15 protein-coding genes and 1 pseudogene are annotated in these 19,300 nt (G+C 67.4%); 10 read left to right on the top strand and 6 right to left on the bottom strand.

Annotation, left to right across the window (positions count from 1 at the left end):
- Nucleotides 1-15: 15 nt before the first annotated feature.
- Entirely contained in the window at nt 16-1,308 is a 1,293-nt protein-coding gene (locus tag E6C72_RS30310) for a glycosyltransferase family 4 protein (protein WP_109086707.1), read from the bottom strand.
- A gap of 201 nt (nt 1,309-1,509) precedes the next feature.
- Here E6C72_RS30310 and E6C72_RS30305 point away from each other — a divergent pair, with 201 nt between their 5' ends.
- Nucleotides 1,510-2,181, top strand: a complete 672-nt coding sequence (locus tag E6C72_RS30305) for an aspartyl/asparaginyl beta-hydroxylase domain-containing protein (RefSeq protein ID WP_109086706.1) — start codon at nt 1,510-1,512, stop codon at nt 2,179-2,181.
- A gap of 206 nt (nt 2,182-2,387) precedes the next feature.
- Nucleotides 2,388-3,209, top strand: a pseudogene (locus tag E6C72_RS30300) (IS5 family transposase).
- Between the two features lie 8 nt (nt 3,210-3,217).
- Here the strand turns inward: E6C72_RS30300 and E6C72_RS30295 are convergent.
- Nucleotides 3,218-3,616 carry a hypothetical protein gene (locus E6C72_RS30295; protein ID WP_109086705.1) on the bottom strand — a complete coding sequence of 133 codons (399 nt, stop codon included), beginning with the start codon at nt 3,614-3,616 and terminating at the stop codon, nt 3,218-3,220.
- Nucleotides 3,617-3,957: 341 nt separating this feature from the next.
- On the opposite strand from E6C72_RS30295, the gene E6C72_RS30290 reads away from it, so the two are divergent.
- Both E6C72_RS30290 and E6C72_RS30285 read left to right on the top strand, forming a co-directional pair.
- A complete protein-coding gene (locus E6C72_RS30290; RefSeq protein WP_247875810.1) occupies nt 3,958-5,811 on the top strand; it encodes an ABC transporter ATP-binding protein in 1,854 nt (617 codons plus the stop codon).
- Nucleotides 5,808-6,326 (top strand): hypothetical protein, encoded by a 519-nt coding sequence (locus tag E6C72_RS30285; protein ID WP_247875809.1) that lies wholly within the window; start codon nt 5,808-5,810, stop codon nt 6,324-6,326. The genes E6C72_RS30290 and E6C72_RS30285 overlap by 4 nt, the downstream gene beginning before the upstream one ends.
- A 179-nt stretch (nt 6,327-6,505) precedes the next feature.
- Here E6C72_RS30285 and E6C72_RS30280 read toward each other — a convergent pair whose 3' ends face one another.
- Nucleotides 6,506-7,450, bottom strand: coding sequence for a replication protein RepA (locus tag E6C72_RS30280; RefSeq protein WP_012978551.1), 945 nt, complete (start codon nt 7,448-7,450; stop codon nt 6,506-6,508).
- Nucleotides 7,451-8,192: 742 nt separating this feature from the next.
- On the opposite strand from E6C72_RS30280, the gene E6C72_RS30275 reads away from it, so the two are divergent.
- Nucleotides 8,193-9,668, top strand: a complete 1,476-nt coding sequence (locus E6C72_RS30275) for a mannose-1-phosphate guanylyltransferase/mannose-6-phosphate isomerase (protein WP_109086703.1) — start codon at nt 8,193-8,195, stop codon at nt 9,666-9,668.
- Nucleotides 9,669-9,722: 54 nt separating this feature from the next.
- Here the strand turns inward: E6C72_RS30275 and E6C72_RS30270 are convergent, their stop codons facing one another.
- Nucleotides 9,723-10,121, bottom strand: coding sequence for a phage tail protein (locus E6C72_RS30270; protein WP_136700876.1), 399 nt, complete (start codon nt 10,119-10,121; stop codon nt 9,723-9,725).
- A 379-nt stretch (nt 10,122-10,500) separates the two neighbouring features.
- Between E6C72_RS30270 and E6C72_RS30265 the strand changes: the two genes are divergently transcribed.
- From E6C72_RS30265 to galE, 5 genes are all read left to right on the top strand, one after another.
- Nucleotides 10,501-10,899, top strand: coding sequence for a hypothetical protein (locus E6C72_RS30265; RefSeq protein ID WP_109086702.1), 399 nt, complete (start codon nt 10,501-10,503; stop codon nt 10,897-10,899).
- 3 nt (nt 10,900-10,902) lie between these two features.
- Entirely contained in the window at nt 10,903-13,119 is a 2,217-nt protein-coding gene (locus E6C72_RS30260) for a peptidase domain-containing ABC transporter (protein ID WP_109086701.1), read from the top strand.
- Between the two features lie 3 nt (nt 13,120-13,122).
- Nucleotides 13,123-14,622, top strand: coding sequence for an HlyD family type I secretion periplasmic adaptor subunit (locus E6C72_RS30255; RefSeq protein WP_109086700.1), 1,500 nt, complete (start codon nt 13,123-13,125; stop codon nt 14,620-14,622).
- Nucleotides 14,623-14,732: 110 nt separating this feature from the next.
- The gene (locus tag E6C72_RS30250) at nt 14,733-16,133 is read left to right on the top strand and encodes a DUF2142 domain-containing protein (protein WP_109086699.1); all 1,401 of its coding nucleotides are present in this window, start codon (nt 14,733-14,735) and stop codon (nt 16,131-16,133) included.
- A gap of 163 nt (nt 16,134-16,296) precedes the next feature.
- Entirely contained in the window at nt 16,297-17,292 is a 996-nt protein-coding gene (gene galE / locus E6C72_RS30245) for a UDP-glucose 4-epimerase GalE (protein ID WP_109086698.1), read from the top strand.
- Between the two features lie 47 nt (nt 17,293-17,339).
- Here the strand turns inward: galE and E6C72_RS30240 are convergent, their stop codons facing one another.
- Nucleotides 17,340-18,296 (bottom strand): UDP-glucuronic acid decarboxylase family protein, encoded by a 957-nt coding sequence (locus E6C72_RS30240; RefSeq protein WP_109086697.1) that lies wholly within the window; start codon nt 18,294-18,296, stop codon nt 17,340-17,342.
- A 140-nt stretch (nt 18,297-18,436) separates the two neighbouring features.
- Nucleotides 18,437-19,300, bottom strand: a complete 864-nt coding sequence (gene rfbA, locus E6C72_RS30235) for a glucose-1-phosphate thymidylyltransferase RfbA (protein WP_109086696.1) — start codon at nt 19,298-19,300, stop codon at nt 18,437-18,439.

Genomic DNA, 19,300 nt, shown 5'->3' with positions numbered 1-19,300 from the left:
TTTCTGACGATCGGGTTAATTCACTCCGCCCCCCGGTGCAAGGCCCTCATCGGACCGGCATGGCCGCAGCCGGCCCGCCTGCACGTCCTCCAGCAGGCGGATCTGCGCCGGCAGGCAGACGGTGGCGAGATCGAAGCGCTCCACCGCCGTCATCCTTGCGGCGGCCGACAGGGCGGCGCGCAGATCCGGATCGTCCAGCACCGTCTCCACCCGGTCGGCGAGCGCCATGGGATCATAAAAGCCGGTCAGCAGCCCGTTCACCCCGTCCTCGATCACCTCGGCGACCGGCGGCGTGTCGGAGCCGACGATGACGGCGCCACAGGCCATCGCCTCCAGCATCGACCAGGACAGGACGAAGGGAAAGGTCAGATAGATGTGGGCGCGCGAGATGCGCAGGACAGAAAGGTAGCTGTCATAGGGCAGCTTGCCCAGCACATGCAGCCTTGCTGCCTCATGCAGCGGGTTGCCGGCGGCGTCCAGCATCGTCTCCCGCCACATCTTTTCCCGCCAGGTTCCGCCACCCTCGGGCGGCGCGCCATAGCTGACCTCGTCGCCACCCACCATCAGGATGTGCAGGTTGGGCCGGCGCCGCAGCAGTTCCGCCGCCGCCCGCATGAAGGTGGGAAAGCCGCGGTAGGGTTCCAGGTTGCGGGCGACATAGGTCACCACCTCGTCCTCGCGCGACAGGGTCCGGCCGTCGGGCAGGGTGACGGTGGCGGCAGGATCCGGCCGGCAGACCGCGGTATCGACCCCGTCATGGACCACTGAGATGCGCGGACGGAAGGCATCGGGATGCTGGCGCCGCTGCCACTCCGTCGGGCTGACGCCCCAGTCCATCGCGTCCAATCCGGTCAGCAGCGAGGCGTTCTTGGTGCGGATGCGGCAGCGCGTCTCCAGCGTCACCGGCTTTTCCGGATCGAAGCCGACGTCCGATCCCTCCGCCCGGTAGAAGAACTCGCAATAGAGCAGCAGGCGGGCGTCCGGGAACAGGTCCTTCAGAAACAGAGCCTCGCCCCAGCCGGGATGGGCGCAGATCACGTCGGGGGTGAAACCCTCCTTCTGCAGGGCCAGACCGGCGCGGACCGCGCCCTGCCCGTGCAGGACCTGCCCCTCGAACATGCGGATATAGGGATGGGTGCCCTCCCCCGGCTCACGCGCCGGCCGGTAGAGCGCCATCTGCACGCCGCCCGGCAGTTCGCGCCGGACCTTGCCGATGAAGGCGACCCGATGGGCCGGGTCGGCCGCGAAATGGCGGACGAGATGCTTGTACTGGCCAGGGGTGTTCTGGTGGACGAACAGAATCCGCATGGAAGGATGATGCCCGGAAACGGAGGAACGGGGCGACAGCCTGCAACCATCCGTCACCGCTGTCGATGCATAAGACCAGCGGCCACTGATGATCGCCGCTGGTATCCGCGCCGACCGGCGGAGCTTGGCGGTGCCGGGTGGCATATCCCCGGTAATAAGTTTAAGAACCAAGCGACCCCACAACCGAAGGGACCGTCCGGCATGCAGTGCCGCCCTCTTCACCCCTGGCAGCAGGTCACCGTCGGCAGCGGCCTGACGCTGCACGCCCCGCTGACCGTCCGCGCCGACGCAGGCGCACTCCGGCGCGAGTTCGACGCCCTCGACGCGGCGACGGGGGACGAGGGGCGCCAGTTCAGGGCCGGGGACGGCAGCTGGTCGTCGATCACCCTGATCGAGGAGGGGCTCGCTCCCAACGGCAACCGCGTCCAGGGCAAGCCGACCCCGGCCCTCGACCTGATGCCGACCGCCCGGGCCCTGTTGGAAGGGCTGCGCTGCCGCATCCTGTCCTGCTACGTCCACCGGCAGGAGCCGGGCGGCCTGCTCCGCTGGCATTACGACAGCGCCGGCCTGCACCTGCCTGAAGCCCGGCTGATCGTACCGGTCATCGTCCCGCCTGCCGCTGTGACCTGGATCGGCGACAGCCCGGCCGCCTATCCGGCCGGCATGCTGTGGGCCGGCGATTTCACCTTCCCCCATCAGGTGGAGAACGCGCCCGAGGAGCAACGGATCGTCCTGCTGGTCGACGTGGTCAGCGACGGGCGCTCCCGCTCCCTCGCCCCGCCGGAGCTGTACGGCCAGCTGCCGCTGCGCGTCGGCTTGAGAGAGCAGGCGGTCAACAGCCTCCTGGAGAACCGGGAACCGGTGGCGGTCTGACGGTGCCCTCTACCCGGCGCGGAGCAGGGCCTCGTAGCGCCGGACGGTTTCCCGCATCTCCTCCAGCAGCAGGCGCTGCTCGTCGGCCGCGGCCCGCGCCCGCTCCGCCTCGGTCCGCGCCTGCTCGGCATAGAGCCGGGCCTCCTCGGCTGAGAGACCGTTTGAAAAGATTTGGCTCTGAAAGCGTGATGTGATTCAAGCTTCGGATGTGGATCGAAGCGACGCGCAGCCGGATGGCCAGGATCGAGAAGCAGACGAAGCGGTATTCGACGGACCTGACCGATGAGGAATGGTCTCTGATAGAACCGCTGATGCCACAGAAGGCCCCCACCGGCCGTCCGAGGTGTGTGGACCTTCGGGAAATCTTGAACGCCTTGCGCTACTTGGCCCGGACGGGCTGCGGCTGGCGGCTTTTACCAAAGGATTTCCCGCCGTGGCAGACGGTGTATTGGTGGTTCCGGCATCTCCTGCGGCGCTTGCTGTTTCAGACGATCCACGACGTGACGTTGATGATCGATCGTGAACGGGCTGGCCGCGAAGCCAGTCCGAGCGCCGGGGTTGTGGACAGCCAATCGGTGAAGGCTCCCGCCGCTACGGAGCGCGGCTACGATGCGGGCAAGAAGATCAACGGGCGCAAACGGCACATCGCGGTCGACACCGATGGCCGCCTGCTGATGGTGAACCTGACCACCGCCGACATTTCCGACTCCGCCGGAGCCCAGAAGATCCTGGAGGCGATGCGCAAGCGTTGGCCGTGGATGAAGCACCTTTTCGCCGACAGTGCCTATGATCGCAAGAAGCTGATGGATAAGGCTGGCTTCCTCGACTTTACCGTCGAGGTGGTTCGGCGAACCGATACCGAGCCGGGGTTCAAGGTCGTGCCGCGGCGATAGGTGGTCGAGCGGACATTCGGATGGATGACCCGCTGGAGACGTCTGGTTCGAGACTATGAAGCCCGGATCGACGTCTCCGGCGGTATGATACAGCTCGCCATGGCGAGCCTGCTACTTCGACGAGTCTGCCACTGAAGCGGTTGTCAAACGGGCTCTGAGAGGCGGGTCTCCTCGTGAAGCCGTCGCGCCCGCTCTTCGGCCTGCCGCGCCTCTTCCGCCACGCAGCGTGCCAGCCCTCCCAACGAGCGCCGATCCTCGTCTTCGATCCGCCAGTCCTCGGCTTGCTGCCGTTGCGTCTCGCCGGTGATCCGTCCTTCCTCGGCCACCAGGCGGGCACCTTCCGCCTCCATATGGCGCTCGAACGCCACATTCCGCTCTTCTTCGGCTTTCTCGCGCAGCAGTTCGGCGGCCCGGCGGGATTCCTCGCCCTTGTTGCGGCGCGCCTCGCTGCGCCGCCGCCAGTCCTCGGCATCAGCGCGTCGGTTCTCGGCGAGTTCCTGAGGGTTGCAGGGGGGGGCCAGGGGAAGGTGCGTGCGGATCATGGTGCTTCCCCTTCATCAGGCGATGGGACGCAGTCAGCGTCCTTTCGGTCACACAGAGACGTTCGCGGCTCTGGTCCAGAAGGCGACGCCTTCGTTCCAGCGCCTCCCAGAGTGTCGTATGCAGGGCCCTGAGGCGATCGAGAGTTTCCATTCCACCCTCAACAGACAAGTCCGGCAACCCGCCCCAACGGCATAGTGGCCGGCCAGGGAACAGATTCTCCGAAAGAGGTCTGCATCGGCCCGCCTCATAAGGATCCGTTCCGCTCCCGCCTCTTGGCGCCTATAAGGTCCTGTGTCCGCCGGCCCTCCCGGTTCATCGCGCGACGGAGCGCCGACATCCTTTGTCCTCTTCCACGTCCCCCCTGCCCTCCTCCCCCTGGCGCTTCCTGTGGATGTTCGTGCGCGAGCGTTTCCTCGGCCGCGCCATCCTGCTGAACCTCGCCGCCGCCGGCGGGATCGGGCTGATGGGGATGGAGCCGGTGGCGATGCGCGGGCTGGTCGACGCGCTCGCCGGGCTGTCGGGGACGGGGCTGTCAGGGCAGCAGCCCGCCGGCTCTCCCGCCTGGACGGCGGAGGTGATGCGCTGGTTCCTGCTGCTGGGCGGGCTGTGGATCGCGTCCGCCCTGTTCAACCGGCTGCGCGAGCTGGTGGATCTGCACACCTCGCCAGCCTTGCGCCATGCCATCCAGGTCCGGCTGTTCGACCATCTGATCGACCATTCGCCGCGCTACTTCCAGGACAATTTCGCCGGCAACCTGGGCCAGAAGGTCAAGCAGGCCGGCCAGAGCGCCATCCAGATCCTGGAAATCCTGACCAACGACATCATCCGCATCGTCGTCATCCTCGCCATCGGCATGACCCTGCTGGCCTCGGCCCAAACCTTGTTCGCCGGGCTGCTGGTCGGCTGGACGGCGGCTCATCTGACCCTGTCGGCGCTGCTGGCGCGGCGCTGCCTGCGGCTGTCGCACGCCTTTTCCGAAGAGGTGTCCTCGACCACCGGCCGCATGGTCGACATCATTGCCAATGCCGAGCTGGTGCGGGCCTTCGCCCGCCGGCGCCAGGAACTGGCCGGCCTGTCCGACGCCCTGACCGGCGAGATCGCGCGGTCGAAGGAGCTGCGCTGGTTCCTGACCAAGATGTGGTTCTGGCTGTTCAACGCCCTGCTGATCTTCCAGATCACCCTGATCGGCATCGCCGTGTCGGAGGCGACGGCCGGCCGCATGAGCGTGGGCGACTTCGCCATGATCTTCTCGCTGGCCAGCATCGTCGGCGGCAATGTCTGGGGCCTGTCGACCCGCATGCTGGGCTTCTTCGAACAGCTGGGCATCCTGTCGGGGGCGCTGGAGCTGATCGTCCGCCCGCACGAGATCCCCGATCCGCCCGGCCGCCCCGATCTGACCGTCACCGAGGGCGCCATCCGCTTCGAGGAGGTCCGCTTCGCCCACCCGGGCTCCGATCTTGAGAAAGGGGGGGCGGTGTTCGACGGACTGTCGCTGACCATCCGGCCGGGGGAGCGGGTGGCGCTGGTCGGTCCGTCGGGAGCCGGCAAGAGCACGCTGGTCCGCCTGCTGCGCCGCCAGTTCCCGTTGCAAGGCGGCCGGATCCTGATCGACGGCCAGGACATCGCCATGGTCAGCCTCGCCTCGCTCAACCGCGCGGTCGCCGAGGTGCCGCAACTGCCCAGCCTGTTCCACCGCTCGATCCGCGACAACATCGCCTATGGCAGCGAGGAGGCGACGGACGAGGCGATCCGCGCCGCATCCGCCCGTGCCCATTGCGACCGCTTCATCAAGGGCCGCGCGGGCGGCTATGACACGGTGGTGGGAGAGCGCGGCATCCAGCTGTCGGGCGGTGAGCGCCAACGGGTCGCCATCGCCCGCGCTTTCCTGAAGGACGCGCCGATCCTGGTGCTGGACGAGGCGACCTCGTCGCTAGATTCCGAGACCGAGCATCTGATCCAGGACGCACTTCTCGGCCTGTTCGAGGGGCGCACCGTGATCGCGATCGCCCATCGGCTGTCGACCGTCACCGGGATGGACCGCATCCTCTATATGGAGAAGGGGCGCATCCTGGAGGACGGTGACCACGCCACCCTGCTGCGCCAGGATGGACCCTATGCCCGGCTGTGGCGGCGGCAGGTCGGCGGCTTCCTGCCGGACGATGCCGGCATCACCACCATGGAGGAGGCACGATGAGACGGCAAATCCGCTTGGGGATCCGCCCGGCACTGCTGCTCGCCGCCAGCCTGTTCACCTTCGCCACGGAGGCAGCCGCCATGTCCCCAACCATGTCCCCCCTGCTCTTCTTCCAGCGGATCGAGCGCGTCGGCCTGCTCTGTGCGGTGGACGCCGAGGACGGCCCGGCCGCCGATCTGGGGGATGACGCGCTGTGCGGCCGCGCCGCCGCGGTGCTGTCTGGGCTGCTGGCCTCCGGCCCGGCGGTCGCGGTGCTCGCCCCCAACGACGCCCGCATCGCCGACGCCGGCACCTTGCTGCTGCTGGTCCACGCCACGCTGCGGCCGGATGACGGAAAGCGGCTTTTGTCCCTCGCCGCCACTCTCCAGCGCAGCGGATCCGTCGGAGGGCCGCCTTTTTTCATGCTGCCGCCCCAGGCTTTGTTCCTGTCCGGCAAGCTGGAGGAAAGTCTTTTGGAATCAAGGCTCCGCCGCCTGCTGACCCCGCTGGCGAAGGCGTTGCGCGCCAATCCCTGAGGGGACGTGGTTTGGAGTCTTGTCGCAGGGGGGAGAAAGCGGCACCGTAGGCTTGAACATTCACAAGCTGTCATTCCTGTGAAGGCGGGAATGCAGCTACCTCAAACATTTGGCAAGGAAGCCCTGATCCCCGCCTGCGCTGGAATGCCTCTTGAACAGGGAAGGTACAGGCCTTGCGATCAGCGGCAAAGCTGCGCGAACTTGCGCTCCGGGATCGGCGGCGGCGAGGGGTGCAGCATCAGCCCCTGTTCCTCGACATCCACCCGTGCGTCCGGATACACCGCAAGCGCCAGTTGAAGCGCCTCGATGAACCGCTTCCTGAAATCACGCAGACGGCTGTATCCGGCGCCGAACTGCTCGAACACCGCCGGCCAGGTGATCGGGGTGGAGCGGTTCAGGCTATGCAGCCGGTAGGCCAGCCAGATATAGATGTCGATGCTGGTGCTGTTGTTCTGGATATGGCGCAGTGCCGGTTCCCAGATCGGCACCGGATGGGCCTTCAATTCGCGGAAGAAGGCCTCGGACAGCAGCACGCGGTCTTCCCACAGCGACCCCTGGCCCGGCTCCGCCCCGGCATTGGCCGAGAAATGGATGCCGCCCTTGACGATCGACCCCTTTTCGAAGCCGATGCTGTGGGCGTCCTCCCAGGCGAAGGTCAGGTTGCAGGCGGCGATGCGCGAGGCCTGCTCGCGGATGTCGCGGTAGGTCTGGCCGCCCACCGACAGGCCCATGCGGTCGAGCCATTCGTGCATGCTGCGGCCCAGCTCGACCTCACGGCTGTCGGTCTGGATCGCCCTGGTTTGCAGATACAGCAGGATCATCCGCGCGCGGCTGCCATACGGAACACCGTAAAGCTTAAAGCCACCGTTGCGGATCGGCAGTCGTCCCGGTTCGATCAGCAAGCGGATCTTATGTCCGCGACGCTCCCACGGCTGGTCGTCGGGAAGACGACGATGCGGAAGAGCCGTCAGCGCAAAACCCGAATAGGTGATACCAAGCTCCTGCCGTTCCTCTTCGAGGACGGCAGCAGCGACATCGACTAGCGAACGCTGATCCGGATCGGTCTGGAGCGCCTTCGCCTGGTCGCGTCCCAGCTGGGTAATCAGGGTGTGTATCTGTCCCATAGCGAGCTGACCTTGGCACGACTTTGCGGTCAACGCTATATCACGCTCGGTTAGTGCCAGCAATTTGGAGTCTTGTCGCTCAAACTATTTGTACGGTTATTTGATTCAGTTAATAGTTTGCGCGACAAGACTCCAGTAGAGAATCGCGAGTCGCGCGACAAAACTCCAGAACTCCCGCGACAAGACTCCAGCGGATAGTCCGCGTTGCCTGTGGATTTTTCGGCTGACGCGACAAGACTCCAGGCGGGACATTTCGATTCGGCCCCGAATCGCTTCTGAGTCGCTGATTTCCGAGTCGCAGAGGCGAATCGATCACGACTCGTCGGTGATTCACCGTTTCCCATGCCGGTCGTCTCAGCTCTGTCCGCAGCCCGGTTTGGAGTTCTGTCGCGCCCCGTCCTGGTCCGGTTCCCCGGGAACCGCTTGTCCAGGTCGCAGCCCCGGAGCCTGGCGCCGGGGGGCGCGACAAGACTCCAACCTTGAACCCGGCTTCACCTTCGGACGGTCGTCGCCGTGGGAAGCGTTTGGAGTCTTGTCTCGCCCCCCAACCCCCATCCAATTCCATGCCGACCTCCCGTGCCCTTTTCCCGGAAGGGGCGCTCCGGTCGGATGGGTCTCGGAGGGGTGCTTGTGAAGCGTGGAAAGCACGGTCTATAACGAACCGCCATGGCGCCGGCTTCCGGGGGTGACCTTGCGGCTTTCCGGCGACCGACCACATGCTCACACAACAGATGGCGGCAGGATGAACGGCAATTCCGCGCAGAAAATCGTCCCGGTGCTGCTGTCCGGCGGTACGGGGTCCCGTTTGTGGCCCTTGTCGCGCGAACTGTATCCCAAGCAGTTTCTGCCGCTCTGCTCCGACCGGACGATGCTTCAGGACACCGCCCTGCGGGTCAGCGCGCAACCGCGCTCCACGCTGCCCGCTTCCGGTACGGCCGGGGAGGTCGCCTTCTCGGCCCCGCTGGTGATCTGCAACCAGGAACACCGTTTCCTTGCCGCCGAGCAGCTGCGCCAGTCGCGCTGCACCCCGCGCGGCATCATTCTGGAGCCGGCCGGCCGCAACACCGCCGCCGCTTGTGCGCTTGCGGCACTCGCGGTGGTGGACGAGGATCCGGACGCGCTCCTGCTGATCCTGCCGGCCGATCATGAAATCCGCGACGCCGACGCCTTCCGCCGCGCCGTCGCCATTGCCGCCCGCGCTGCGGCGGCCGGCCGGCTGGTCACCTTCGGCATCGCCCCGACCCGGCCGGAGACCGGCTACGGCTATATCCGCCGCGGCCATGCGATGGACGAGGCCGACGGCGCCTACAACGTCGCCGCCTTCGTCGAGAAGCCGTCGCTGGAGGTGGCCGAGCGCTACCTCGCCGAGGGCAGCTATGCCTGGAACAGCGGCATGTTCCTGTTCCCGGCCGCCCGTCTGCTGGCCGAGCTGGAGCGCCACGCTCCGGCGGTGCTGGCCGCCTGCCGCGAGGCGCTGGGCCAGGGTTCCAAGGATCTCGACTTCTTCCGCCTGGACGCCGCCGCCTTCGCCAAGGCGCCCAGCATCTCCATCGACTATGCGGTGATGGAGCGCACCGACCGTGCCGCCGTCGTCCCCTGCGAGATCGGCTGGACCGATGTCGGCGCCTGGTCGGCGCTGTGGGATGTCGGGACCAAGGATGGCGAGGGCAACGTCGTCGTCGGCGACGTGCTGCTGGAGGGGGCCCGCGACTGCTACGTCCGCAGCGACAACCACCTGACCGCCGTGGTGGGGGTGGAGAACGCCGTGGTGGTGGTGGTGGACGACGCCGTTCTGGTCGCCGACCGCTCCCAGGCCCAGGACGTCAAGCGCATCGTCGACCGGCTGAAGGCGGAGGGGCGCAGCGAGTCCGTCAGCCACCGCCGGGTCCACCGTCCCTGGGGCTCCTACCAGTCGCTGCACACCGGCGACCGCTTCCAGGTCAAGAGCCTGACCATCGCCCCCGGCTCGCGCCTGTCGCTCCAGAAGCACCATCACCGCGCCGAGCATTGGGTGGTGGTCAACGGCACCGCGCTGGTCACCCGCGGCGAGGAGCAGGTGATGGTCTACGAGAACCAGTCGATCTACATTCCGATCGGCACGGTCCACCGGCTGGAGAACCCCGGCAAGGTGCCGCTGACCATCATCGAGGTGCAGTCCGGCTCCTACCTGGGCGAAGACGACATCGTCCGGCTTGAGGACGTCTACGGCCGCAATTGAGTGGCTTTCCGGTGAAAGGGCGGCGCGGCATGGATGTGCGGCGCCGCCTCTGCATCACTTGATCTTCATGATGAAATAGATCGCGAAGTAGGGGGGCAGGGTTTCGATTGGCTGCCCTGTTCCAGGGCCATTGTCTGTCTGTCCTTCAATATTGCCGCCGGTTCCATCCCCTGGGCTGGCATCGCCCCCGCTTTTCCAGTTGTCGCGCTTCTGTGTGAACTGGCTGTAGGAATGCGTATGCGGCGGAAGATTTTGTGGCTTTATGACTATCGTGGATGAGCCTCCGGTTTTTTGTGGAATGTAGTTGGCGCCGACTCCGATCGGGAAACGTTCCCTCATATCAGGGGTTAGATTTTTCCCATCGCAGATTGCCCAGCCATCAGGAACTTCATCGGCACTTCCATACCACATGATGACGGAGTTCTTTGGAAGGTTATCCGGAACATTTGTCATTTCGCATGCTCCAAAATATATAAAAATTGAGGAGATTGATATTCTGATCTTCCATTGAACGATCATCAATAAACGAATTAAAACGAATTAAAACGCATCCAGCCATAACCAATTATATCCTTTATAAGCGCAAATTAATACATTGGTATGATTTTGATGGTGAGATGCTTCCCTTCCTTTGGGCGGTTGATTAAGCGAATTTGCCCAAAATCTCCCTTTTGGATTTATATGTTTTGAAATCTATCGATCTTCGACAATCTCCCTCTGTGTCTCTTTGTGGCTGCGGGCATTGGCGGCTTGGTCCGGATCGCCACCTTCCGGTAGAAAGAGGATGCGAGGGGGCCGAAGCGGCACCCCGCCTTCTGCTGCCGGAACCATCATGACCATCGAGCCGCCGCCGGACGACCGCATCCCCGAACTCTATGCCGATGGGGTCTTCGACATCGGCTTCGGCAACGGCATGGTCCGCATCGACCTGTTCAGCCTGTCGGCCCTGCGCAAGGACGCCAACGGCCAGCCGCTGCCCGCCATCCGCCAGCGGGTGGTGATGAGCCTGCCCGGCTTCCTCGCCAGCCTCTCGGCGCTTGAGGGCATGCGCCAGCGGCTGGAGGCCGCCGGCGTGCTGCCGCCCGGTGCCGGCGCGGTGCCGGTTCCAGCCCCCGCCTCGGCCGTCCCGGCCTTCCAGAGTCCGGTGCAGGCACCGATCCAGCCCGCCACCTCCTCCCCCGCGCCCCCGGCCACCCCGCCCGGACGGCCCCGCTCGCCGAATTTCGGCTGACCGATGCCGGACGCCAGCACGACCGTCGCGCCGCCTCCACCCGGTCCGGACGCTACTCCCGACCGCGACGAAAGCACCGCGCTACGCTGCCTGACGCTGGTGGCGCGCCACCATGGCCTGTCGGCCTCGCCGGCCGCCCTGCGCGCCCGCGTCGCCCCAGGTCGCGGTGAGCCCTCCACCGCCGACCTGCTGCGCATCGCCGCCGCCACCGGCTTCAAGGCGACCGCCCGCCGGCTGGACTGGAAAGCCTTGCAGGCCCTTCCCCCCGTTTTCCCGCTGCTGGCCCGGCTGTCCAACGGCAACACCGTCATCCTGGTCGGGCTGTCGCGTCCGCCCAATGCCGCTGGCGATCCGGCCGAGGAACCAATGGTTGGCGTCGTCGATCCGCTGGCCGACCGGCTGGATGTGATCGACGTGCCGCGCGACCGCTTCCTGGAGCGCTGGGACGGCGAGCTGGTCTTCCTCAAGCCGCGCCACGGCCTTGCCGACCCGCGCCAGCCCTTCGGCCTGCGCTGGTTCGTGCCGGAGATCCTGCGCCAGAAATCCGCCTTCCGCGACGTGGTGGTGGCGGCGCTGGTCCTGCACGCCCTCGCGCTTGCCGTCCCGGTCTATTTCCAGATCGTGATCGACAAGGTGCTGGTGAACGAGACCGTCGCCACGCTTCAGGTGCTGACCATCGGCGTGCTGGCCGCCCTGCTGTTCGAGGCGGCCTTCCGCTTCCTGCGCCAGTTCATCCTGCTGGCGGCGGCCAACCGCATCGATATCCGTCTGTTGAACCGCACCTTCGGCCATCTGCTCGACCTGCCGATCACCTTCTTCGACGGGCATTCGGCCGGCGTCACCGTGCGCCACATGCAGCAGGTCGAGCGCATCCGCGAGTTCCTGACCGGCAACCTGCTGTCCACCGTGCTCGACAGCCTGGTGCTGCTGGTCTTCCTGCCGGTTCTGTTCTTCTATTCGGTCAAGCTGACGCTGGTGGCGCTGCTGTTCGCCGGCCTGATCGCCGGGGTGGTGGTCGCGCTGGTGCCGGTCTACCGCAGCCGCCTGCGCGACCTCTACAACGCCGACGCCGAGCGGCAGGCCATGCTGGTGGAGACCATCCATGGCATGCGCACCGTCAAGTCCTCGGCACTCGAACCGCAGCAGCGCCGCAGCTGGGACCGCAAGGCCGCCCGCGCGGTGACCAGCCATTACCGGGTCGGCCGCATCTCCATCGCCGCCCGCACGGTGACGGAGTTCCTGGAGAAGGCGATGATGGTTGCGGTGGTCGCCGTCGGCGCCTTCGACGTCTTCGACCGCCAGCTGTCGGTCGGCGCGCTGATCGCCTTCCAGATGCTGTCGGGCCGGGTGGTGACGCCGCTGGTCCAGATCGTCTCGCTGATCCACCAGTATCAGGAAACGGCGCTCTCGGTGCGCATGCTGGGCGAGGTGATGAACCACCCGGCCGAACCGCGGCGCGAGGGCAGCGGCGCCTGCCCCGCCCTGGTCGGCCGCATCGAGATCGAGGGGCTGGGCTTCCGCTACGACCGCAACCGCCCGGCGGCGCTGGATGGCGTCACGCTGACCGTGCCGGCCGGCTCGGTCGTCGGGCTGGTCGGGCGCAGCGGCTCGGGCAAGAGCACGCTGATGCGGCTGCTCCAGGGCTTCTACCCGGTGCAGGAGGGCAGCATCCGCTATGACGGGCTCGACATCCGCGAGCTGGATCTGGCCCATCTGCGCCGCTCCATCGGCGTGGTGCTGCAGGAGAATTTCCTGTTCCGCGGCACCATCCGCGACAACATCGCCATGACCATGCCGGAGGCCAGCCGCGAGGAGATCGTCGAGGCCGCCCGGCTGGCCGGGGCCGACGAGTTCATCCACCGCCTGCCCGACGGCTACGACACGCTGGTGGAGGAGGGGGCGAGCAACCTGTCCGGCGGCCAGAAGCAGCGCATCGCCATCGCCCGCGCCCTGCTGCCGCAGCCGCGCCTGCTGATCCTCGACGAGGCGACCAGCGCGCTCGACCCCGACAGCGAGGCCATCGTCATGGCCAACCTGCGGCGCATCGCCCAGGGCCGCACCGTGCTGATCGTCACCCACCGGCTGTCGACCCTGACCGGCTGCGACACCATCGCCGTGCTGGAGCAGGGCCGCCTGCTCGACCTCGCCCCCCATCCCCTCCTGCTCGACCGCTGCGCCGAATACCGGCATCTGTGGCAGCAGCAGAACCGGGGGCGCTGAGTCATGCCCGACACACGCGTACCCGAAGCGGATCGGCCCGAAGCGGATCGGAACGCCGAAGCGGTGGAAACCGGCCGCGAGGTCGTCCCGGCCAAGGCCGACCCTCCCCCGTCCCCAGCCCGCCGCCGTACCGCCCTGCCCGCCCCGTCGGCACCGCCGCCGGGTTTCGCGCTGGAGTATCTGCCGGACGGAGCGGCGATCGAACATGCGCCGCTGCCCTGGTTGGCGCGCTCCACCCTCTATGTGCTGGCCGGGCTCCTGGTGGCGCTGGTCCTGTGGGCCGGCTTCGCCCAGGTCGACCGCATCGTCACCGCCGGCGGCCGGCTGGTGACCACCGCCCCGCTGGTGGTGGCCCAGCCGCTGGAGACCGCGGTGGTGCGCGGTGTCGACGTGCAGGTCGGTGACCGGGTGCGGGCGGGCGACCGTCTGGCGACGCTCGACCCCACCTTCGCCGCGGCGGATCTGGCCGACCTGACCGCCAAGCTCGCCAGCGTCGAGGCCCAGATCGGCCGCCTGCGCGCCGAGCTGGACGGCGGCGACTTCATCCCCGCCGCCGGCAACCCTGACGCCGCGGTGCAGGCCGCCATCCTGGAGCGCCGCCGCGCCGAATACCGCTCCCGCCTCGCCTCGCTGGACGAGAAGGCCGGGCAGCTGGACAGCGCCATCGCCGCCAGCCGCCGCGCCCAGACCGGCCTTGCCGAACGACTCGCCGTGGTGGGCGAGGTCGAGGACATCCGCCGCCAGCTTCAGGAGCGCCAGACCGGCTCCCGACTGACTTACCTGGAGGCGCGGATCGAGCGGCTGCGCCTGCGCGACGATCTCGTGGCCTTGCAGGACCGTGAGCAGGCGAGCGCACACGAGCTGCGCGGCGTCCAGGCCGACCGCGCCGCCTTCATCGACGAATGGCGCCGCAAGACGGCGGAGGAACTGGTGGAGCAGACCCGCCAGCGGGCCACGCTGGTGGAACAGATCGCCAAGGCCGACCGCCGCCGCTCGCTGGTCACCCTGACCGCCCCGGTCGACGCGGTGGTGCTGGAGGTGGCCAAGCGGTCCGTCGGCTCGGTCGTCCGGGAGGCCGAACCGCTGGTCACCCTGGTCCCCGCCGACGTGCCGCTGGAGGTGGAGGCGGAAATCCCGTCGCGCGACATCGGCCTGGTCCGTGTCGGCGATTTCGTGCGGGTGAAGCTGGATGCTTTCCCCTTCCAGCGCCACGGCACCCTGCCCGGCGAGATCCGCACCATCAGCGCCGACGCCTTCACCCATGATCCCGGCCAGGGTACGGCTGCCCCCATGAACCCCGACGCTCCCCGGCCTGCCGCCGGCGCCGTCTTCCGCGCCCGCATCCGCCTCACCGATACCCGGCTGGAGGCGGTGCCCGAGGGCACACTGCTCAGCCCCGGCATGGTCGCCTCGGCCGAGATCCGGGTCGGCACCCGTTCGGTCCTGTCCTACTTCCTCTACCCCGTCATCCGCGCTCTCGACGAAAGCATCCGCGAACCGTAAGGGACCGGTTCCGTCGCCCGATCCTTCCCCGCTGCGTCAAAGTTTCCAAGTGGCGCCTGTCCGGCGGATGGGGTACCCACCCACCAGCCCACTCAGTGACAGGTCTGGTGATGCAGCGGATAGGTCCTTTCCTTTTTGCCGTTCTGGCAACCATCTCGGCATTCTTCCTGGTCTGGAGCCTTCCGCCCTTCCAGACCGCCGACGAGCCCGCCCACATCTACCGGGCCAACATGATCACCCACGGCTACTGGGTGGCCGCCAAGGTTCAGACCGACGGGCGGATCGCAGCGGGAGGCCCGTCCGATGTCGCGATCATCGAGGCCTATTTCCCCTTCCACCACGTCCCCTTCAAGCCGGACGAGAAGGCCAATCTGGAGGATTTCGTCAAATCCTTCACCGCCCGCTGGGATGGCCGGGTCTTCAACGTGGCGGCGGAGAACACCGCCCCCTACCCACCCTTCTTCTACCTGCCGCAGGCGGCCGCCATCGCGGTCGGCAAGGCGCTGGACATGCCGGTGGTCCAGACGCTGTATCTGGCACGGGCGGCCAACGCGCTGACCTGCATCATCGTCGGCTTCTTCGCCCTGCTGCTGGCCGGCCGGGCGCATCTGCCGCTGTTCGCCGTGCTGCTGCTGCCGATGTCGGTCTCCCTCTACGCCTCGATGAGCCAGGACGGGCTGGTCATCACCGTCACCGCACTGGGCATAGCCTTCCTGGCCCGGGCGCTGTCCGAAGGCCGGCCGCTGCGCAGCGCGGAGGTCTGGGCCAGTGCCGCCTGCTTCGCCCTGGTGGGGATGACCAAGCAGCCCTATGCCCTGCTCTGCCTGATGCCGCTGGCGGTTCCGGCGGAGCGGGCGGCGGTGAAGCGCCTCGCCGTCGCCGCCTCGCTGGCCGCCGCGGTCGGCTGGGCGGTGTGGATGGCGTTCGCCGTGCAGACGCCGCTGATCCGCCAGGACGCCCCGACCGACGCCATGGGCCAGCTCCGCTTCCTGCTGGACAACCCGCTGGCCGTCCTCACCATCGCCGTGAAGACTTTCCAGGTCTGGGGCGACGAGTATTACCAGCAGTTCGTCGGTATCCTTGGCTGGGTCGATACCCGGCTGCCCAGGCCCTATTACAGCGCCGCCTATCTGGTCCTGCTGCTGTCCTTCCTGCCGCTGCTGCTCGGCCGCCGGTTGGCGGACTGGTATTCCGGCGCGCCGGCCCACGCCTCGGCGGTGACTGCGGCCGTCGTGCTGGCGACCGGGGCGCTGCTGTTCGGGGCGCTCTACATGGTGTGGACGCCGGTAGGGCAGCTGTGGGTCGATGGCGTGCAAGGGCGCTATTTCCTGCCGCTGGCGGCGCTGCTGCCGCTGGCTTTCGCCAGCGGGCGGCAGGAGCCGGGATCCGGCTGGTCCCCAGGCTTGACGGGGGTGCTGGAGCGCGGCATGACCTGGATGGTGTGGCTCTTCCCCATCGTCAGCATCCTGGTGGTTCAGCGGACGGTCATCCTGCGCTACTACCTCGACTAGCGCGCCCGCTCCCCATCCGGCCGCCCATCGGGGTTGGAGCGGGGCGTTGGAGGCCGTTCAAATGATGTCGCCCGCTCGGCGGAAAAGCCCGCAGTGCAGCATGGGCGGGCGACTATCTTCCGACTCTGCCCCAATCGCCCCCAATCGAAGACGAAGAGCGGACATGACCACGAGCGACAACGCGACCGTTCTGGTGACCGGCGGCGCCGGCTATATCGGCTCCCATGTGGTGCTGGCCCTGCGCGACCAGGGACGCGCCGTCGTGGTGCTGGACGATCTGTCCACCGGCCGGCGCTCCGCCCTGCCCGATGGGGTGCCGCTGGTCGAGGGCGATGTCGGCGACAAGGCCCTGCTGGCCGACACCTTCGCCCGCCACCGCATCGGCACCGTGATGCATTTCGCCGGCAGCATCGTCGTGCCGGACTCGGTGGAGCGGCCGCTCGCCTACTACCGCAACAACACGGTGAAGAGCCACGCCCTGGTGGAGGCCTGCGTCGAGGCCGGGATCGGCCGCTTCATCTTCTCCTCCACCGCCGCCGTCTACGGCATGCCGGAGCGGCTGCCGATCGACGAACGGACGCCGACCAGCCCGATCAACCCCTACGGCTCCTCCAAGCTGATGACGGAGTGGATGCTGCGCGACAGCGCGGCGGCGCATGACCTGCGCTATGTGGCGCTGCGCTACTTCAACGTCGCCGGCGCCGACCCGCAGGGCCGTTCCGGGCAGGTGTCGAAGGTCGCCACCCACCTGATCAAGATCGCCGCCCAGACCGTCACCGGCCAGCGGGCGGAGCTGCAGATCTTCGGCGACGACTACGACACGACGGACGGCACCTGCGTGCGCGACTACATCCATGTCAGCGACCTCGCCGAGGCCCATGTCGCGGCCTTGCGCCATCTGGAGGCCGGCGGCGCGTCGGAGGTGCTGAACTGCGGCTATGGCCGTGGCTATTCGGTGCGCGAGGTGCTGGCGATGGTGGAGCGGGTGACCGGCAAACCGCTGCCGATGCGCATCGGTCCGCGCCGCGCCGGCGATCCCCCCGCCCTGGTGGCGGGGGTGGAGCGGATCGGCCGGACGCTGGACTGGACCCCGCGCCATGCCGATCTGGAGACCATCGTCGCCTCGGCCCTTGCCTGGGAGGAACGGCTGGTCCGGTAGGGGAGCGAAAATTCCCTCTCCTGTCCCGGGAGAGGGAGAACCACCCCTCAGGCGAAGAAGCGCCCTCGGAAATAGGCGATGGTGCGCTCCAGCCCCTCGTCCAGCGGCACGGCCGGTTCCCAGTCCAGCAGGGCACGGGCCTTGGCGATGTCGGGGCGGCGCTGCTTGGGGTCGTCCTGTGGCAACGGCTTGTGCTCGATCCTTGAGGCCGAGCGGGTCAGGCGGACGACCTTTTCGGCCAGCTCCAGCATGGTGAACTCGCCGGGGTTGCCCAGGTTGATCGGGCCGGTGACGCCGGCCGGCGTGTCCATGAAGCGCAGGAAGCCTTCGATCAGGTCGTCGACATAGCAGAAGGAGCGCGTCTGCTGGCCGTCGCCATAGATGGTGATCGGCTCGCCCTTCAGGGCCTGGATGATGAAGTTCGACACCACCCGCCCGTCGTTGGGGTGCATGCGCGGGCCGTAGGTGTTGAAGATGCGGATGACCTTGATGTCCAGCCTGTGCTGGCGGTGATAGTCGAAGAACAGCGTCTCGGCGCAGCGCTTGCCCTCGTCATAGCAGGCGCGCGGGCCGATGGTGTTCACGTTGCCCCAATACTCCTCCGGCTGCGGATGCACCGCCGGGTCGCCATAGACCTCCGAGGTCGAGGCCTGCATGATCCGCGCCCCCACCCGCTTGGCCAGACCCAGCATGTTGATGGCGCCGTGCACGCTGGTCTTGGTCGTCTGGACCGGATCGTGCTGGTAATGGATCGGCGAGGCCGGGCAGGCGAGATTGTAGATCTCGTCGACCTCGACATAGAGCGGAAACGTCACGTCGTGGCGCATCAGCTCGAAATGCGGGTTGTCCAGCAGGTGCAGGACGTTGTCGCGGCTGCCGGTGAAGAAGTTGTCGACGCACAGCACGTCGTTCCCCGCCGCCAGCAGCCGCTCGCACAGGTGGGAGCCCAGGAAGCCGGCGCCGCCGGTGACGAGAACGCGCTTTCGGTTGGTGAGAGCCGGCAAGGCTGCCTTCCTGTCTTGGCTGTTGGCGTTGGCGGTTTGCCGACGGCCGTCAGAGCGGCCCCGGCAACCGCAAAGGAGCAACGCGGCGGGAGGGCCGTTCGATCCTTCGTCTTCGGCCCTTTGTCTTTAGCCTCTAGCCTTTAGCTTAGCAGCCCGAGCAGGTAGCGCCCGTAATCGTTCTTCTTCAGCGGTTCGGCCAGACGGCGGACCTGTTCGGCGTCGATCCAGCCGGAGGTGTAGGCGATCTCCTCCGGGCAGGCGATCTGCAGGCCCTGGCGGTGCTGGATGGTGCGGACGAACTCCGCCGCTTCCAGCAGGCTGTCATGGGTGCCGGTGTCGAACCAGCCATAGCCGCGGCCCATCTGCTCGACCGACAGCCGGCCCTGATCCAGATAGGCGGCGTTGACGGACGTGATCTCCAGTTCGCCGCGCGCCGACGGCTTCACCGCGGCGGCAATGTCGAGCACGTCGTTGTCGTAGAAATAGAGCCCCGTCACCGCCCATTTGGAGCGCGGGGCGACCGGCTTTTCCTCGATGCTCAGCGCCCGGCCTTGCGCGTCGAACTCCACCACGCCGTAGCGTTCGGGGTCGCGCACGGCATAGGCGAAGACGCTGGCGCCCTCGGTCTTCTCGCCGGCGGCGCGCAGGATGTTGGTCAGGCCGTGGCCGTAGAAGATGTTGTCGCCGAGAACCAGCGCGCAACTGTCGTTGCCGACGAACTCGCGGCCGATGATGAAGGCCTGGGCCAGCCCGTCGGGCGAGGGCTGGATCGCGTAGGTCAGGTTCAGGCCCCACTGCGACCCGTCGCCCAGCACCGTCTGGAACAGCGGCTGGTCGTGCGGCGTGGTGATGACCAGGATGTCGCGGATGCCCGCCAGCATCAGGGTGCTGAGCGGGAAATAGATCATCGGCTTGTCGTAGATCGGCAGCAGCTGCTTGCTGATCGCCCGCGTCACCGGGTAGAGCCGGGTGCCGGACCCGCCGGCCAGGATGATGCCCTTCAT

It is taken from the genome of Azospirillum sp. TSH100 (genome assembly GCF_004923295.1).
Lineage (GTDB): Bacteria > Pseudomonadota > Alphaproteobacteria > Azospirillales > Azospirillaceae > Azospirillum.
This window is presented reverse-complemented; position numbering and strand designations above follow the sequence as displayed.

Bases quoted from the DNA above. Each gene is read 5' to 3' on its own strand.
- E6C72_RS30310 (WP_109086707.1), bottom strand. From the start codon at position 1,308: ATGCGGATTCTGTTCGTCCACCAGAACACCCCTGGCCAGTACAAGCAT.
- E6C72_RS30305 (WP_109086706.1), top strand. From the start codon at position 1,510: ATGCAGTGCCGCCCTCTTCACCCCTGGCAGCAGGTCACCGTCGGCAGC.
- E6C72_RS30295 (WP_109086705.1), bottom strand. From the start codon at position 3,616: ATGATCCGCACGCACCTTCCCCTGGCCCCCCCCTGCAACCCTCAGGAA.
- E6C72_RS30285 (WP_247875809.1), top strand. From the start codon at position 5,808: ATGAGACGGCAAATCCGCTTGGGGATCCGCCCGGCACTGCTGCTCGCC.
- E6C72_RS30280 (WP_012978551.1), bottom strand. From the start codon at position 7,450: ATGGGACAGATACACACCCTGATTACCCAGCTGGGACGCGACCAGGCG.
- E6C72_RS30275 (WP_109086703.1), top strand. From the start codon at position 8,193: ATGAACGGCAATTCCGCGCAGAAAATCGTCCCGGTGCTGCTGTCCGGC.
- E6C72_RS30270 (WP_136700876.1), bottom strand. From the start codon at position 10,121: ATGACAAATGTTCCGGATAACCTTCCAAAGAACTCCGTCATCATGTGG.
- E6C72_RS30265 (WP_109086702.1), top strand. From the start codon at position 10,501: ATGACCATCGAGCCGCCGCCGGACGACCGCATCCCCGAACTCTATGCC.
- E6C72_RS30260 (WP_109086701.1), top strand. From the start codon at position 10,903: ATGCCGGACGCCAGCACGACCGTCGCGCCGCCTCCACCCGGTCCGGAC.
- E6C72_RS30255 (WP_109086700.1), top strand. From the start codon at position 13,123: ATGCCCGACACACGCGTACCCGAAGCGGATCGGCCCGAAGCGGATCGG.
- E6C72_RS30250 (WP_109086699.1), top strand. From the start codon at position 14,733: ATGCAGCGGATAGGTCCTTTCCTTTTTGCCGTTCTGGCAACCATCTCG.
- galE (WP_109086698.1), top strand. From the start codon at position 16,297: ATGACCACGAGCGACAACGCGACCGTTCTGGTGACCGGCGGCGCCGGC.
- rfbA (WP_109086696.1), bottom strand. From the start codon at position 19,300: ATGAAGGGCATCATCCTGGCCGGCGGGTCCGGCACCCGGCTCTACCCG.